The 15,314-nt window shown below is 58.5% G+C and carries 15 protein-coding genes; 6 read left to right on the top strand and 9 right to left on the bottom strand.

What is annotated here, in order from left to right:
* Positions 1 to 115 precede the first annotated feature (115 nt).
* Positions 116 to 1,450, top strand: a complete 1,335-nt coding sequence (locus tag ACA063_RS10285) for an MFS transporter (protein WP_497665748.1) — start codon at positions 116 to 118, stop codon at positions 1,448 to 1,450.
* A gap of 58 nt (positions 1,451 to 1,508) precedes the next feature.
* The gene (locus ACA063_RS10280) at positions 1,509 to 2,870 is read left to right on the top strand and encodes an outer membrane beta-barrel protein (protein ID WP_497665747.1); all 1,362 of its coding nucleotides are present in this window, start codon (positions 1,509 to 1,511) and stop codon (positions 2,868 to 2,870) included.
* Positions 2,871 to 2,929: 59 nt separating this feature from the next.
* Here the strand turns inward: ACA063_RS10280 and ACA063_RS10275 are convergent, their stop codons facing one another.
* From ACA063_RS10275 to ACA063_RS10240, 8 genes are all read right to left on the bottom strand, one after another.
* A complete protein-coding gene (locus tag ACA063_RS10275) occupies positions 2,930 to 4,282 on the bottom strand; it encodes an outer membrane beta-barrel protein (protein ID WP_497665746.1) in 1,353 nt (450 codons plus the stop codon).
* A 60-nt stretch (positions 4,283 to 4,342) separates the two neighbouring features.
* The gene (locus ACA063_RS10270; RefSeq protein WP_497665745.1) at positions 4,343 to 4,723 is read right to left on the bottom strand and encodes a nuclear transport factor 2 family protein; all 381 of its coding nucleotides are present in this window, start codon (positions 4,721 to 4,723) and stop codon (positions 4,343 to 4,345) included.
* Positions 4,724 to 4,792: 69 nt separating this feature from the next.
* Complete coding sequence (locus ACA063_RS10265; protein WP_497665744.1) at positions 4,793 to 5,653, bottom strand: fumarylacetoacetate hydrolase family protein; 861 nt, start codon at positions 5,651 to 5,653, stop codon at positions 4,793 to 4,795.
* A 5-nt stretch (positions 5,654 to 5,658) separates the two neighbouring features.
* Positions 5,659 to 6,255, bottom strand: a complete 597-nt coding sequence (locus ACA063_RS10260; protein WP_497665743.1) for a VOC family protein — start codon at positions 6,253 to 6,255, stop codon at positions 5,659 to 5,661.
* A gap of 30 nt (positions 6,256 to 6,285) precedes the next feature.
* Positions 6,286 to 7,563, bottom strand: coding sequence for a 2-oxo acid dehydrogenase subunit E2 (locus tag ACA063_RS10255; RefSeq protein ID WP_497665742.1), 1,278 nt, complete (start codon positions 7,561 to 7,563; stop codon positions 6,286 to 6,288).
* Between the two features lie 23 nt (positions 7,564 to 7,586).
* The gene (gene mdeB, locus ACA063_RS10250) at positions 7,587 to 10,250 is read right to left on the bottom strand and encodes an alpha-ketoglutarate dehydrogenase (RefSeq protein ID WP_497665741.1); all 2,664 of its coding nucleotides are present in this window, start codon (positions 10,248 to 10,250) and stop codon (positions 7,587 to 7,589) included.
* Positions 10,251 to 10,358: 108 nt separating this feature from the next.
* The gene (locus tag ACA063_RS10245; protein ID WP_497665740.1) at positions 10,359 to 10,865 is read right to left on the bottom strand and encodes a flavin reductase family protein; all 507 of its coding nucleotides are present in this window, start codon (positions 10,863 to 10,865) and stop codon (positions 10,359 to 10,361) included.
* Positions 10,866 to 10,893: 28 nt separating this feature from the next.
* Entirely contained in the window at positions 10,894 to 12,120 is a 1,227-nt protein-coding gene (locus ACA063_RS10240) for an acyl-CoA dehydrogenase family protein (RefSeq protein WP_497665739.1), read from the bottom strand.
* Between the two features lie 412 nt (positions 12,121 to 12,532).
* Between ACA063_RS10240 and ACA063_RS10235 the strand changes: the two genes are divergently transcribed.
* The 4 genes from ACA063_RS10235 to ACA063_RS10220 all read left to right on the top strand — a co-directional run bounded on the left by ACA063_RS10235 (position 12,533) and on the right by ACA063_RS10220 (position 14,284).
* On the top strand, positions 12,533 to 13,285 hold the full coding sequence (locus tag ACA063_RS10235) for a TetR/AcrR family transcriptional regulator (protein ID WP_497665738.1): 753 nt from the start codon (positions 12,533 to 12,535) through the stop codon (positions 13,283 to 13,285).
* Positions 13,286 to 13,335: 50 nt separating this feature from the next.
* Positions 13,336 to 13,692, top strand: coding sequence for a hypothetical protein (locus ACA063_RS10230; protein ID WP_497665737.1), 357 nt, complete (start codon positions 13,336 to 13,338; stop codon positions 13,690 to 13,692).
* Entirely contained in the window at positions 13,692 to 13,907 is a 216-nt protein-coding gene (locus ACA063_RS10225) for a zinc-binding dehydrogenase (protein WP_497665736.1), read from the top strand. Before ACA063_RS10230 ends, ACA063_RS10225 begins: the two co-directional genes overlap by 1 nt.
* Before the next feature lie 137 nt (positions 13,908 to 14,044).
* On the top strand, positions 14,045 to 14,284 hold the full coding sequence (locus ACA063_RS10220; protein WP_497665735.1) for a hypothetical protein: 240 nt from the start codon (positions 14,045 to 14,047) through the stop codon (positions 14,282 to 14,284).
* A 212-nt stretch (positions 14,285 to 14,496) separates the two neighbouring features.
* Here ACA063_RS10220 and ACA063_RS10215 read toward each other — a convergent pair whose 3' ends face one another.
* Entirely contained in the window at positions 14,497 to 15,234 is a 738-nt protein-coding gene (locus tag ACA063_RS10215; protein ID WP_497665734.1) for a TetR/AcrR family transcriptional regulator, read from the bottom strand.
* Positions 15,235 to 15,314 lie beyond the last annotated feature (80 nt).

Below are 15,314 nucleotides of genomic sequence, written 5' to 3'. Positions count from 1 at the left end.
CAAGCCGCGATTACCAACCTTTTAACCGAGAGCTTATCCGCACCCTCCACTCGTTCCGATATTGCAAACCAAACACCGCTATTACCGAAAATAATTACAACAGAGGTATTTGCTTGTGAACAATCAACTCGACATCTGCGCGATCGTCGAAAGAAGCCGGTTGGGCGCCTTTCAGCTGCTTGTGCTCGTTCAATGCTTCCTGTGCATGGTCGTCGATGGCTTCGATATTCAAGCCATGGCCTATGCAGCCCCCAGCCTCATTGCCGATTGGGGTATTCCCAAAGCCAACCTGGGTCCGGTGTTCAGCATCAGCATGCTCGGTATGTTGATCGGGTCGCTTGCGCTGGGCTCGGTGGCTGACCGCATGGGTCGGCGACCCGTGCTGGTAGCCGCCTCGCTGGTGATGGCGGTCTTGATGTTTTTCACCGCCCACGCGACGACGGTGGATGGCCTGATGACGCTGCGGTTTTTCACCGGGATCGCCATGGGTGCCATCGTGCCGAACGTTGCTACCCTGGTGACGGAATTTGCACCGAGGCACAACCGCGTCACGCTGTTGACGCTGGTGTCTTCGGGCATGGTGGTCGGCGGCCTGGTCGGCGGCGCTATTGCAGCCGCGCTGATTCCACAGTACGGCTGGCAAGCGGTGTTCTACCTGGGCGCCATCGCACCGTTGTGCGTGGGTGTGCTGATGTTTTTTGCCCTGCCCGAATCGCTTCAATGGAGCGTACTGCGTGCACGCCAGCTCGACCGTGTCAGGGCCATCCTGAAACGCATTGAGCCTGGCCTGCAGATCGATCCGCAGACTGTCCTGGTCATCGGTGAACCGCGCAAGAAAGGCCTGTCGTTCTCTCTATTGTTCGCCGAAGGTCGGCTGCCGGGCACGCTGCTGCTGTGGCTGATCAACTTTATGAACATGCTCTGCGTGTACTTCCTCGCCTCATGGACGCCGGTACTGATGAGCGGCGCAGGCCACACCCCTTCACAAGCGGTGCTTGCGGGCACATCCATGTGGCTGGGTGGCCTGGCGGGCGGCTGGCTGCTGGGCTGGTTTGTCGACCGCCGCGGCTTCGGCACCGTGCTGGTGCCCACGTTTATCGTGTCTGCCATTGCCATTCTTTTGTTCAGCCATTTCTACGCTTCGATCAATCTCGCTTACCTGACTATCGCTGTCGCAGGCTTTGGCATCCTCGGCGGCCAGGCGGCATTGAACGCCATGACCGCGACTTTTTATCCGACCGCCTTGCGCGCCACCGGTACTGGCTGGACGCTAGGTGTCGGTCGCCTGGGCGGCATCTGTGGACCGTTCATTGGCGCCACATTGCTGCACCTGCAGTGGTCCACGAGTGATCTGCTGGTGGCCGCCGCCATTCCCGCCGCCATCGCGGCGCTTGGCATCTTCAGCTTCTGGCGCCTGAACCGAGCCGCGGGAATACCCGCTACCAACTGACGGCCGCCGCGAGAGGCCAGCGAATGGCCGCTTCCCCAACAAAAATAAGAGAAACCCCATGAAGAACATCAACATCAAATCGTTTGGTGCGGTTTTGCTCGCGCTCGCAACAAGCCATTGCCTGGCCGGGCAGCGTGCAGACGTCGGCGAAGGCACCGTGTTTCGCAGTATTGTCGGCGACTCTCTGGAGCGCGATTACGGCATCACAGTGTCCGGCCTGCTGGACGCCGGTTACTCACGCAATAACAACTCATCCCGCGACGACCGCAAGTCAGGGCAAACCAACACACCGATCGCTGGCTTTTCGGACGAAGGATTTGAACTGGCCACCCTTCACCTGTTTGCCGATAAAGCGTTGAAGGCCAACTTCGTTCCCCGTGTCACGCCATTGCCGGGGCCGGCGCCGACCGAGGCCTCTTTCGGATTTACCCTTGAAGCCGCCTATGGTCGTAATGCCCAGCAGGCGCGCACGTATGGTTGGGATATGCATTGGGGCATCAACTCGCCCGGCGATAACGATGCGGACAAGGCCCGGCGCGACAAGCAGAATTTTCTGGCTGTACCCAACATTGCCGCCACCGCTTACTTGCCCTATGCAGGTGGGTTCACCGCGATCGCCGGTATCTTTGGCTCAGGTTTGGGTTACGAGATACCACCTAACATCCGTGCCGCACGCAACCCGTTTGCCAGCCGCTCCTATGCCTTCATGACCGAGTCCGGCGCCGTATCCGGCTTCCTGCTGGGCAAACGCTTGATCAACAACTCCAGCATGCTGTTCGGTGCGGAACTGGGGGTGATTCAGGGTCAGGGCAACTTGCGCGACAACAACGACAGCAAGGCGCTGCTCGGTGCGTTGCGCTGGCGCACGCCCGACATGAACACCTGGATCGATTATGAGTTTCTGGTCGGCGACTCACAGAACGACAGTCGCAGCGATATCCAGACGCCGCGCGGTCGACTGATTTCAACCGATGGCCAGTTCAAGCAACAGCACTCGCTCAATGGCTGGCATCGGTTCAATGAGCAATGGTCGATGGGTGGGGAAATGGTCTACGGCCACCAGGACGGAGACGGTAAGGCTTCTACCGTCGACATCGTCACGGGACCCGGTTTTGATGGCGCGCATTGGTGGGGTGCCAACGTCGTGCTGACCTACCAGCAACGCAAGGACTTGTCGTTCTCAGTACGCGTCGAGCATTTCGACGACCCGGACGGCTACGTCCTGTTCCCCTCTTCCACCGCTCGCGGTGCGTTTAACGCACTGACGACGGGGGCCCGTTACGACTTCAACAAATACCTGACCCTGCGGCCGGAGTTGCGATACGACTGGTTCAATGGCCGCGACGATGCCCATCCGTTTGGTCAAGGCGATGCCCGCAACCAGTTGACCGCTACAGTGGAAGCGCTGGTGTACTTCTGAGAGGCGCAAAAAACCATCGCTCGGTGAGTTCACTACAGAGCGATGGCGTTGAAGCCGTACTAAAAATAATAGAGCGCCTCGACCATCGTGCTCAGTTGCGTACGATCACGACCGTTGCCGTATGGACGGTCATGATCTCGACCATCGAACCAGTCGTAACGAAATTCCGGGCGCAGCGACAGGTTCTTGTTGACGTCATAACGAAACCCCGTGGTGACCGCGTTGAAGTCACCTCGGGCAGTCGTTGTCGGGAAGAGGATAAAACCATCGGGATCACTGAAGTGTTCACCCCGCAGGGACCAGGACAGCTGCGGTTGAACCTGATAGGTCACCACCGCGTTGGCTCCCCACCAGGAAGCGCCGTCGAAACCTGGACCCTTGACGACATCGACCGTCGAGGCTTTTCCATCCCCATTCTGGCGGCCATACACAACTTCTGCGCCCATCGACCAGTACTGGTCAAATTTGTGCCAGCCATTCAACGAGTGTTGCTGCTTGAATTGCCCCGACGGCGAAACGATTCTCGAGGGTGGTGCCTGCACGTCACTGAAGTCGTCATTCTGTTCATTTCCGACAATGAATTCGTAATCGATCCAGGTGTTCATGTCCTGCGTGCGCCAGCGCACCGCCCCCGTCAGCGACTTGTCGTCGTTATTGTCACGAAGGTTATTCCAACCCTGCACCACCCCCACCTCGACCCCCAAAATACCCGAGCTACCGTTGTAGACACGGCTACTGGCGAGCACCCCGGCGACGGTGCCGGGCTCGCTGACAAAGGCGTAGGTTTTGCTGGCGAAAGGGTTTCGCGCAAAGCGCACATTGGGCGGGATTTCATAGCCCATCGCCGGGCCAAATACGCCGGCCATGAAACTGACACCAGGGCCATAAGGGACATACATTTCCACGGCTGAATTGGGGATCGAGAGAAAATAGTCTTTGTCACGCTGGGCTTTGGAATTGATCTGCTCGTTCATGTCCAACGCCATATCCCAACCGTAGGTCCTGGCGAATTGCGAGTTACGACCATAGTTGAGTTCGGCAGTAAAACCGAAAGAAAAATCTTCTGGCTTCGGCCCTGGCAGCGGAGTGATGCGCGGGATGAAGTTGCCCTTGAGTTGTTTATCGACGAAAAGGTGGAGGCTACCCAATTCCAACCCTTCATCAGACATGCCCGTGATGGGCAAATTGCTCAGTCCGTCTTCTCGCTCTTTATGGTTTGAGCGGTTATTGCGCGAGTAGGCGATGTCCAGCAGGTTCGATACGGTGATGCCGTAATCGCGCTCCAGGCTGTCGCCGAACACACTGCGAAATAACGTGCCTTCACCGGTCTTTTCAGTTTCATCGGCATAGCAGTTCACCATCGCGAGGGCGGCCAGAACCGCGCCAAGCGCTTTCACTTTGACGTTTTTCATTTTCTGTCTCTTGTTCTTATTATCAGAAACCCACCTCTAGGGGTGGGCCGTAAGTGGGGGTTAGAGGTTGGTGGCCTGGAAACTGATCTGGCGCCACGTGTTACCACGGCGCAGCCAGACTTGCGTGGTGATCACATCCATTTCACGACGCTCTGCGGTGGCGCGAAATTCGATGCTCTGCACCAGACGCCCGGTGGCAATCGCGATGTCGCTGTGAACCTGAACGTGAAAATCCTGCTGCCGTTCCACCCGCAAGAATCGGATGGCCGTTTCGACCAGCCGCAAGTAACCCGGTTTATCGTCGACCTGGCCGGTGGCATGGATATGCACCAACTGATCATCAACGAGCTCTTCCAAAGCGCCGATATCGCCGTCCACCAATGCACGACAGCGAGCATTTTCCAAATCGATTATGGCGTTGGCGATTGCTTGATCATTCATGGGTGTTTCTCCCGAAAGGAAATAACAAGGGCCGCGTGCTGCACACTCGCGGCCCTCGCCGTGCAGCACTCAAATCTCGCTACGCACCACGTTTTCGATGGCGCCCAGCCCGTCGATCTCGACACGTACCCGATCGCCTTTGCGTAGCCAGCGTGCCGGTTTGAAACCCGCGCCGACGCCCCCCGGCGTACCTGAGAAAATCACATCGCCAGGCTCCAGGGTCATGACTTTGGAAAGGTGTTCGATTTGCTGGTAGCAATCGAAAATCAGCTGGCTGGTGTTTGATTCCTGACGCTTTTCATCATTCACAAAGCATCTGATGCCCAGTTGATGAGGATCGCCAATCTCATCAGCCGTGACGATCCACGGGCCGAATGGCGCGTGGGTATCGAACGACTTGCCCAAGGTGAATTGCGAAGTGCGCAGTTGCCAGTCACGGACACTGACGTCGTTGCCGACGCAGTAACCGAAGATCGCCGTCCGCGCAGTCTCCGGGGTGAGATGGCGACCGCGCTGCCCGACGATGAAGACCATTTCAGCTTCGTAGTCGAGGGTCTCGGACACTTTCGGCAAATCGACAGGCGCGAATGGACCATTGGCCGCCGTGCTCATCATCGCGAACCACAACTGGTCCGCCGGCCTGTCCATGCCCGACTCCTCGACATGGTCGGCATAATTGAGACCGATGCCGAGGATCTTGCCCGGGCGCGGCACCGGTGCCAGTAGCGTGACCTGATCAAGTGCAATGCCCCTCGCACCGCTCCCGGCCAACTGTTGCAGAGGCTCGCGCCAATCGGCCCACGCGCTGATCAATTCGATCATGCTGGCGGGTGCCGCGTTGAAATGATCACTGATGCGAATGACCTTCTCACCGACAACCAAACCAACAGCAGGGCTGCCATCCTGGATCTGGAACGTACACAGTTTCATGCTGTTTACCTGTATTGAGGGCCGAGGTTTACGCCAGTGGCGGCAGTGCCCAATGCGCACAGTTGTTCATCGCTGGCGCCTGCACGCCACATCGCAACCAGTTCATCGGCATCGAATTCGGTGCCAATCGGGTTAGCGGCGAAGGTCTCGGAATGAAAGAAGGCAGCGGCATCGGCGGCATCAGCGAAGTTGTCGACCTGCAACTCGATGTCGTTGCCTTCCGGGTCGCGGTAGTAAACCGACGTGGTGGGGCCATGGTTGATGGTCCAGACCGGCATGATGTCGAGCCCCTTGAGGCGTTCATACGTCGCCAACACTTCACCAATGCTCTGGTAGCTGTAAGCAATGTGATGAACACCGACCATGTTGTCGGTTTTTTCCGGCAGATCCGGCATGTTAAAAAAGGCCAGGCGATGGTGCTCATCGTCATAGGTGATAAAGGTCAGAATGTCGTCCTCGAACACCAGGTCGGCCTGGAATATTTTCCGGTACCAATCGACCATGGATTTGCGATCGGCGCAGCGGTACACCAGATGAGCCATCTTGAACGGCGCGATGCGTTGGGCGCCGGTATCTAGGCCGGTTGATTGCAGTGCAGTCATGTTCGTTCTCCTTGTTTTTGTTGTGACGAGTCAGATCGAGACACGGCGGAAGTCCGCCAACAGTGTTGCCAGGTAAGCGAGGAATCGGCCGGCTTCAGCGCCGTCCACCGCGCGGTGATCCCATGACAGCGACAATGGCAGTTGCAGGCGTGGCTGGAACGTCGAACCATCCCACGTAGGTTGCATCGAGGCTTTGCCGACGCCGAGGATCGCCACTTCCGGAGCATTGATGATCGGGGTGAAATGCCCGCCTCCGATCCCGCCCAGCGACGACACCGTGAAGCAGCCTCCACGCATCTGCTCACCGGAAAGCTTGCCGTCTCGTGCCAGTTGCGAGAGCTCGGCCATTTCAGCGGCGAGCGCAGCGATCCCCTTGCGATCCGCATCGCGAATCACCGGGACCACAAGACCGTTGGGGGTGTCTGCGGCGAAGCCGATGTGGAAGTATTGCTTCTGTACGATTTCATCGCCTTCCAGGCTGACGTTGAACTGCGGGAACCGCTGCAACGCCGCCACGCATGCCTTAATCAGGAACGCCAGCAGGGTGATCTTGGCCTGCCCCGCTTTCGCCTCCTGATTGAGCTGGACACGCAGCGATTCGAGATCGCTGATGTCGGTCTGGCTGTGATTGGTGACGTGTGGAATGCTCACCCAGTTGCGATGCAGGTTGGCCGCCGAGAGACGCTTGATGCGAGAAACCTGACGACGCTCGATCGGCCCGAATTTGGCGAAGTCGACTTCTGGCCACGGCAGCACATTGAGGCCCGTGCCCACGCCAGCCGCCGGCGCGGGATTGGCCCGCTGCGCCTTGACGAACGCCTTGACGTCGTCACGCTGAATCCGACCTCTGGGATCGCTGGCCTTGACGTCATTCAGATCGACACCCAGTTCACGTGCAAGCTTGCGCACGGCGGGACCGGCCAGCGCGAGCGATGCGCTACGCGGTTTTTCCGCATCAGGTGTCGCCACTTGGATCGACGCCGGCGTGGCTACCTCCGGCACCGCAGCAGGAACCGCTGCGAGCGCCGGTACTGGCGCAGGTGCTGCCGCTAACTCCGGCTGGGCAATGGCGGAGTCGGCGAACTCAACGTACGCGATCACACTGCCTTTGGAAACGCAGTCACCGGGTTTGATCAGCACCTCACGAATCGTGCAATCGCGGGTGCTGGGTACATCCATCACAGCCTTGTCGGATTCAAGGGTGATCAGCGCCTGCTCGACCGAGACCTTGTCACCGGGTTTGATTAGTACATCGATCACCGGCAGGTTCTGAAAGTCGCCAATATCGGGAACCATGAGTTGTTGCATAAGTCAGTCTCCTTGTTCTCGATTCAGCGGTTCCACGGGGCGTCGAGGGCGACGTCGATGCCGTAGCGCTCACGGGCTTGTGCCGCTTTTTGCGGATCAATGGCAGCCAATGCGGCGACAGCGATGTGCTGGCTATCCATCTCGAAGAAACGGCGCAGGGCCGGGCGGGTGTCACTGCGGCCGAAGCCATCGGTGCCGAGGGCGATGTAGGGCGCGTGGATGTAGGGGGCGATCAGTTGCGCATAGCCGCGTACGTAATCGGTGGCGGCCACAACCGGCACGTCGCCGGACAGGCATTGCTGCACGTAACTCTGCGACTGCAGTTCGCCGCCAAAAAGTGCACTGCGCTCCACTTCACGGGCTTCGCGTGCCAGCTCGGAGAAGCTGGTGACGCTCCAGATTTCGCTGGCGACGCCCCAATCCTCGGCGAGCAATTCAGCGGCAGCGATGACCTCGCGCAGGATCGAACCCGAGCCAAGCAGACGCACGGCGGGGGCAACGCCCTCGTCGCCGCGATCACCGAAACAGCGCATGCCTTTGATCACCGCGTCGTAATCGATTTCAGTGAGTGGCGTCTGGCTGTAATTCTCGTTGGTGACCGTCAGGTAGTAGAACTCGTCATGCTGCTCTTCGAGCATGCGTCGGCTGCCATGATCGATGATCACCGCGACCTCACTGGCGAATGCCGGATCGTAGGCGCGGCAATTCGGTACCGTGGAAGCGATCAGTTGGCTGGTGCCGTCCTGGTGCTGCAATCCTTCACCGGACAGCGTGGTGCGGCCGGCCGTGGCGCCGATCAGGAAACCGCGGGCACGCTGATCGGCGGCAGCCCAGATCAAGTCGCCGATGCGCTGAAAGCCAAACATCGAGTAGTAGATGTAGAACGGCAACATGGTGATGCCGTTGACGCTGTAGGACGTGGCTGCCGCCACCCAGGAGGAAATGGCACCGGCTTCGGTGATGCCCTCTTCCAACAGCTGACCGTCCCTGGACTCTTTGTAGTAGAGCATCGCCCCGGCATCTTCCGGTTCGTAGAGCTGCCCGACGGGTGAGTAGATTCCGATCTGCCGGAACAAGTTCGCCATGCCAAAGGTGCGAGCCTCGTCGGCGACAATGGGCACGATGCGCGGGCCCAATTGCTTGTCCTTCAGCAGGTTGGTGAACAACCGCACGACCGCTGTCGTCGTCGACGTTTCACGCTCGTCCGGGGTCAGCGCGAACTGCGCATAACTGGCCAGCGGCGGCACCGACAGCGCATCAGCCTGAGTCTTGCGACGCGGCATGTAGCCACCCAGCTCGGTGCGCCGGGCATGCAGGTAGCGCATTTCTGCACTGTCTTCAGCGGGTTTGTAGAAGCGCATTTCTTCCAGCGCTTCGTCATCCATCGGAAGCGCAAAGCGGTCGCGGAATGCCTTGAGCGCCTCGACGTCGAGCTTTTTCTGCATGTGCGACGTGTTGCGCGACTCGCCAGCCAATCCCATGCCATAGCCCTTTTTGGTCTTGGCGAGGATCACCGTGGGCTGACCGTTATGCTGTTTGGCGGCTGCAAACGCGGCGTAAAGCTTGCGAAAATCGTGACCGCCACGGCGCAGCCCGTCGATTTCCTGCGGCGTCATGTGCGACACCAACGCCTGCAACTCTGGATCGAGGTCGAAGAAATGCTCGAGGTTGTAAGCGCCGTCATTGGCACCCAGGGTCTGGTACTGGCCATCAACGGTGTGGGCGAAGCGGCGTAGCAAAACGTTGTTGCGATCACGCGCAAACAACGCATCCCAATCCGAGCCCCAGACCACCTTGATCACGTTCCAGCCGGCGCCACTGAACAGCGACTCCAGCTCCTGGATAATCTGACCGTTGCCGCGCACAGGCCCGTCCAGGCGTTGCAGGTTGCAGTTGATGATAAACGTCAGATTGTCGAGGTTTTCTCGCGCCGCGAGGGAGAGCGCAGCAATGGATTCCGGCTCGTCCATCTCGCCATCGCCGAATACCCCCCAGACATGTCGCGTCGAGGTGTCAGCGATAACGCGATGCTCCAGGTAGCGCAGAAAGCGCGCCTGATAGATCGAGCTGATTGGGCCGATGCCCATCGAACCGGTCGGAAATTGCCAGAAGTCCGGCATCAACCAAGGGTGTGGGTAGGAGCACAAACCGCCTCCATCCACTTCCTGGCGATATTTCGCCAGTTGCGCCTCATCAAGGTGCCCTTCGAGAAATGCGCGCGCATAAACGCCAGGCGCCGAGTGCGGTTGGAAGTAGACCAGGTCGCCCTTCGATTCGGCATTGTCGGCGCGAAAAAAATGGTTGAAACCGACTTCGAAAATCTCCGCGGCCGATGCATAGCTGGCGATGTGACCGCCTAATTCGCCATACGCCTTGTTGGCCCGGGCCACCATGGCCAAAGCATTCCAGCGGATGATCGAGGTGATGCGCTCTTCCATCGCCAGATCGCCGAGATAGGCCGGCTGCTTGTCCAGAGAGATACTGTTTTGATACTGCGAATAGGGGTGAGCGGAACGCCGCACACCCAAGTGGCTGGCATGTTCAGCGAGACGTTGCAGAAGGAAATCCACACGTTCGGAACCTGCATGGAGGGCGATGCTTTCCAACGCGTCGAGCCACTCGAGGGTTTCCTGCTTATCGATGTCGTTGTCTGTTTGCACAGGCAATTCTCGGATGCTAGCGGTCATGGCAAATCACTCGGTTTACATTTAATCGGCATGAACTGCCCCTGGGCATTCCTCGCGGAATACCTCATCGGGTTGTGTCAGGCGCCTATTTATTGCTACGGACGGACGTCACCAGACGTCGACGCAACCACTCCATTCGGCGCTGGGCGCGCGGGCGTGCATCTGGTGGTAGCGGCCGCTGTAAAAAAGTAGCGGCTTGCGTTGTGCGCCGACGCGCAGATGTTCGATCTCGCCGATGTAGAGCAGGTGGTCACCGGCCGGGTGCACGTCGACCGTACGGGCAACGAGGTGCACGAGACTGCCGTCCAGCAATGGCGTGTCCCCGTGGTAGGAGAAGGGCAACACAGCGCCCTCCTCCGGCCGCCCACCAAAATGGCCGCTCAGCCAACGCTGGCTTTCGGCAAGAAAATTGACCCCAAACCGCACGCCCTCACCCACAAACTGGTTGAAGCTCGACGCGTTGCGGATTGAAATCAGGATCAGCGGCGGTTCCAGAGAGACCGACATAAAGGCATTGGCGGTCATGCCCGCGGGGTGGCCGTCGGCGACAAAGGTCACCACGGTCACGCCGGTGGCGAACTGGCCCATGACCGAGCGCAGGAGTTTGGCGTCCATAGGAAAATCCTCAGGTTCGTGGCGGCGGTCAGATCAACGGCGTGACGGTGTTTTCCACGCCGAGCAGCGCCTTGCCATAGAGCTCGTTCCCGACCGCGGGCAGCGCCACGGCATGGCGCGCGGCGGTGTTGGAGTCACGCCACCAGCGTTGCATCGGACTGGCTTCGGAAAAGCTCCCGGCACCGTGCGCGGACAACAGGATGTTGATTGCATCGGTGATCAGGGTGTTGATCAGGCCAACGTCGGCGCGGATTCGCGCACGGGTCAAATTATCCAGCTTGGTGCCTTGGCGTGAGGCGGCGTCCATCTCATCGGTGGCGCGGAAAGCACGCAGGTGAGCGGTGTCAATCTTCAGGGCGGCTTCTGCGATCTGAGTCTGGAACACCACCGAATCAGTTTGTTTTTCGAAAGAGGTGTAAGCCACGGCCCGGCGCGGCGCATTGTCGATCACGTACTTCAACGCCGCGCGACCCAGGCCGAGTTGCGGGCCGTTGAGAATCAACGAAGCAAAGGGCACAAACAGCCCACGGTAAGCGGTTTCATCCTTGAACTCAGTGGCGTATTCACCCTCGATCGCACCCGCCATGTTCAGCAGACGATGATTGGGTACGAACACTTCATCTGCAACGATGCAGTTGCTGCCTGACGCGCGCATGCCGACGGTGAACCAGGTGTCGTCAATGCTGTAATCGGCTTTAGGCATCAGCGCCAGGTATTGCGCGACCACAGTGCCATTGGTATCGCGCTCCTCGGCGCCGACCACCGCCCAGTCAGCGTGAAGGCTGCCCGACGACGAGTACCACTTGCCAGAAACAATCAGGCCACCGTCTACCCGGCGAGTGGTCGGCGACGCGTTGAACACCCCGGCGACGCGTGCGTCCGGATTAGCACCGAAGACCTCGTTTTGCGCTTGTTCCGAAAACAGACTGGTGAACCAGGCACACACGTTCGTCAATGCGACGACCCACGCGGTGCCGCCACACGCTTCGCCCAGCGCCGCGGACACCTCGAGGTGCGAACGTAGCGTGCCTTCGTAGCCGCCATAACGCTTGGGCACCATCAACCGGAACAGCCCTGCTTCACGAATGGCCTCAATGTTCTCGTCACATGTACGGCGCGCTTTTTCACAGGCCGCCGTGTTTTGGCGCAGCAGCGGCTGCAGCGCCTCGGCGCGCTTGACCAGCTCTGCCAGCGTCGGTGCCGGATCAACGGCAGTGAGGGTATCGACGTTCTGAAAAATCACTTCTGTGCTCATACCAACCTCGAATGTCATAACGAACTAAAATGTCATTTATAAATTCCGGGTGAGCGAAAACCCCGGCGAGCGTTGATTGCTCAGCCGTGTGCGGGTCATTCACCCGATAGGGTTAAATCGTCAGGATCTGGCTGTCAGCGAGGAAACGCCGTGACGCGATGGCTTTTGAAAACGCTGGTGTACCAGTTCGAGCGGGCACAAGGGGACGTTGGATGAGGTCGGGCGGCGGGGCGTGAGGGGTTGAACATTTTCGTCTCCTGTTATTTTTATGACGATATTGTCATTCCGACAATTGAGTTGAATGTAGGACAAGAATTTACGCCGCGCAAGGTTTAATTAGACATATTTGTCATTCTGAAAAATAAGCTTTAAATTGTCACTCTGACACGATGTCATTGCAGGAGGCCCTACCGTGCAACTACCAGAAATCGATACAGCTGTTTCCGATCACCGCCCCAGAGTCGCCAAGAAGAAGCGTGAGGTCATGCGCAGTAAATTGCTTGACGCGGCGATGCGTGTTTTCGCGGCACCGGGCGGCTCGCCTCCGGTTATTGATGATGTGATCCGTGAAGCCAACGTATCGCGAGGCACGTTTTACAACTATTTCGACTCGCTGGATCAAGTGCTCGTGGCTATCGGCCAGGAGCTCAACAACCAGATGACCACCGACATCCTTCCGGTCTACGACGTTCTGACCAAACCTTGGCAGCGTGCGGCTGTGGCGTCCAGGCTGTTCCTGATGCGTGCCCTTCTCGATCCAAAATGGGCCGGATTTGTCACGCGCGCAGACGCCTGGCAGCACAACACGCTGGTCGCGGAATACATGGCCAAGGACCTTGAGAACGGTAAGGCCGCAGGTGACTTCAGGTTTGACCGTCTCGACGCGGCGACAGACTTTCTGATGGGCGCTTCAGCCCATGGCATACAGGCCATTCAACAAGGTGTAGAGCGACCCAATCAATACATGGATGCCTGCGTGCGACTGACGCTGACAAGCCTGGGTTGCAGCGCTGAAATGTGCGACTCCGGCGTGACATTTTCCGTGGCGTATCTGCAGTCGTGGATGAGTGGCGACCTGACGGCGAGCAAGCCTGACTGGGCGCTCAATATGAACGCTGAAGCCGCCCGGCAATTTATTGCCTATTCGCCTGAAACCGAATCCTGAACTCTTCTCACCCTTCTCACCCTTACACCCGTTCTGTTTAGGAATTGCTTATGAAAGCTGCCGTAGTCCACGATTTCAACGCGCCCCCGCGTTACGACGATTTGACCACTCCGATAGCGGAGGCCGGCGAAACGCTCGTTCAGGTTCGAGCCGCTGCACTTAGCCAGTTGGTCAAAGCCCAGGCGTGTGGCCGTCATTACAGCAGCGGCAAGATACTGCCCTTGGTTTCCGGTGTGGACGGCGTTGGAATCCTGCCCGACGGCCGTCGAGTCTACTTCGCCTTTCCACGAAAGCTGTTCGGTTCGATGGCTGAGACAAGTGTTGTGCAACTGGAGAACTGCGTGGACATTCCCGATGATGTAGATGACGTCACGGCGGCGGCAATTGGTAACCCCGGGATGTCGTAATGGACGCCCTTCTCGACCGGGCAAAATTTGTTCCCGGCGAAAACGTATTGATCAATGGCGCAACTGGCGTTTCCGGGCGGTTGGCGATTGAGATCGCGAAACATCTTGGTGCTGCAACAGTCATTGTCACCGGTCGCAACGCTCAACGTGTCCAGGGATTGCGGGAGCTGGGAGCCGACTTGGTGATCCCTCTCATGCACCGGCAGATGAATTAAAAGACACCTTCCTCGAAGCAATGCATACGCACAAAGTCAGAGTGGTACTCGACTACCTGTGGGGACTTTCTGCCGAATGCTTGCTGAATGCAGCTGCCGGGCAAGGTCATCATTCAGGTGAGCCACGGATTCGATTTGTGCAGATTGGTTCTATGACCGGCAACAACATTAATCTGCCAGGCTCACTGTTGCGTAGTTCCGGCCTTGAGCTGATGGGCAGCGGCCTGGGCAGCGTTTCCAACGCAGGCCTGGTCCAGGCGGTGGGTGGGGTTTTACGGGCAATCGGCAGCGCCGGCTTGTCGATTGCCTCCGCGTTGGAGGATGTGAAAAGCGCCTGGCAGCATGAGGGCTCATCGCGGCTGGTGTTTGCCCTATAACGATAGCAGCCACGTACCTCACACAAGGTTTTACGGTCCTGGAGTTCTCGCGTTCAGCGCCTCATGTGTTTTCGGTGGCTGCCGATTCATAACCCCTCCTACCATGATCGCTGCGCTGCCCCCCCCCCCTGGCTTTCAGGTTTCGATTTGAGAGGGGTATCGCCGCAAGATCATTCAGGCGACACGATCACCATAGCCAAGCGGTAGAAAAGTCAAAGCGCACTAGTCTGGGGGCTCGCTGGGTCACCCGCAGCCGATGCCACTCGCGCCTGCAGGTAGACCTTGGAAAACGCCACCGCCCCCTGCGCCTGCGCGTTAGCCACACCGAAACCGCGCAGCACCATCAAAATTACCGCGTCGATGTAGACCTCCGGGTCGTCCACTTTGCGCTGGGTCATACTACGAACCCCTTCCAGCGTCGCGCCGATCAGAGCATCGACGCCTGCCTGCATTGAGGGTAGGTCAAGCAAGTGGGCGCGCCGCCCCGCCTCCAGGTCGGCGAATACGTACTCCAGCAGGATCGACTGGTGCAACACTAACTCGGCCCTCAGGAAAAACGCCGCCCAGCGGCGATCGGTATGCGCACGAAGCAGAAAAAGCCGCATCGCCGTGCTGATGCGCTCCAACGGATGAGTCAGCACGTCATACACGGGCAGGATATGCAGGGTCATGCCGTCGGTGGCTTCCTGGCCTATGGCAGCCAATGCATCCTCCAGTGAAGCAAAGTGTTTGTAGAACGCTCCTCGGGAAATCTGCGCCATGCGGGCCACATCCTCGATGCTGACCGAAACCTTTGCAGGGTCGGCTAGCAAATCCATGGTCGCCGAGAGTATTCGGGCACGCATCGCATCACGTTTGCGCCGAGCGGTCACGGTTCGGTGATCCTGCGGTGCGTCCATGTCCTCGCTCACTGTGGCCGGACTTTCCATTTGCGTTATGTCTTTTCGCATCAAATCGCACTCGCCTAAATTAATATATATCTTGACCGTTAAAATATATTTTAATTAGTATCGAATTTGTCACCGTGACG

Source organism: Pseudomonas sp. LBUM1643 (assembly GCF_059716215.1).
This window is presented reverse-complemented; position numbering and strand designations above follow the sequence as displayed.

Excerpts from the sequence above, each read along its gene's own strand:
- ACA063_RS10280 (WP_497665747.1), top strand. The coding sequence starts at position 1,509 with ATGAAGAACATCAACATCAAATCGTTTGGTGCGGTTTTGCTCGCGCTC.
- ACA063_RS10275 (WP_497665746.1), bottom strand. The coding sequence starts at position 4,282 with ATGAAAAACGTCAAAGTGAAAGCGCTTGGCGCGGTTCTGGCCGCCCTC.
- ACA063_RS10270 (WP_497665745.1), bottom strand. The coding sequence starts at position 4,723 with ATGAATGATCAAGCAATCGCCAACGCCATAATCGATTTGGAAAATGCT.
- ACA063_RS10265 (WP_497665744.1), bottom strand. The coding sequence starts at position 5,653 with ATGAAACTGTGTACGTTCCAGATCCAGGATGGCAGCCCTGCTGTTGGT.
- ACA063_RS10260 (WP_497665743.1), bottom strand. The coding sequence starts at position 6,255 with ATGACTGCACTGCAATCAACCGGCCTAGATACCGGCGCCCAACGCATC.
- ACA063_RS10255 (WP_497665742.1), bottom strand. The coding sequence starts at position 7,563 with ATGCAACAACTCATGGTTCCCGATATTGGCGACTTTCAGAACCTGCCG.
- mdeB (WP_497665741.1), bottom strand. The coding sequence starts at position 10,250 with ATGACCGCTAGCATCCGAGAATTGCCTGTGCAAACAGACAACGACATC.
- ACA063_RS10245 (WP_497665740.1), bottom strand. The coding sequence starts at position 10,865 with ATGGACGCCAAACTCCTGCGCTCGGTCATGGGCCAGTTCGCCACCGGC.
- ACA063_RS10240 (WP_497665739.1), bottom strand. The coding sequence starts at position 12,120 with ATGAGCACAGAAGTGATTTTTCAGAACGTCGATACCCTCACTGCCGTT.
- ACA063_RS10230 (WP_497665737.1), top strand. The coding sequence starts at position 13,336 with ATGAAAGCTGCCGTAGTCCACGATTTCAACGCGCCCCCGCGTTACGAC.
- ACA063_RS10225 (WP_497665736.1), top strand. The coding sequence starts at position 13,692 with ATGGACGCCCTTCTCGACCGGGCAAAATTTGTTCCCGGCGAAAACGTA.
- ACA063_RS10215 (WP_497665734.1), bottom strand. The coding sequence starts at position 15,234 with ATGCGAAAAGACATAACGCAAATGGAAAGTCCGGCCACAGTGAGCGAG.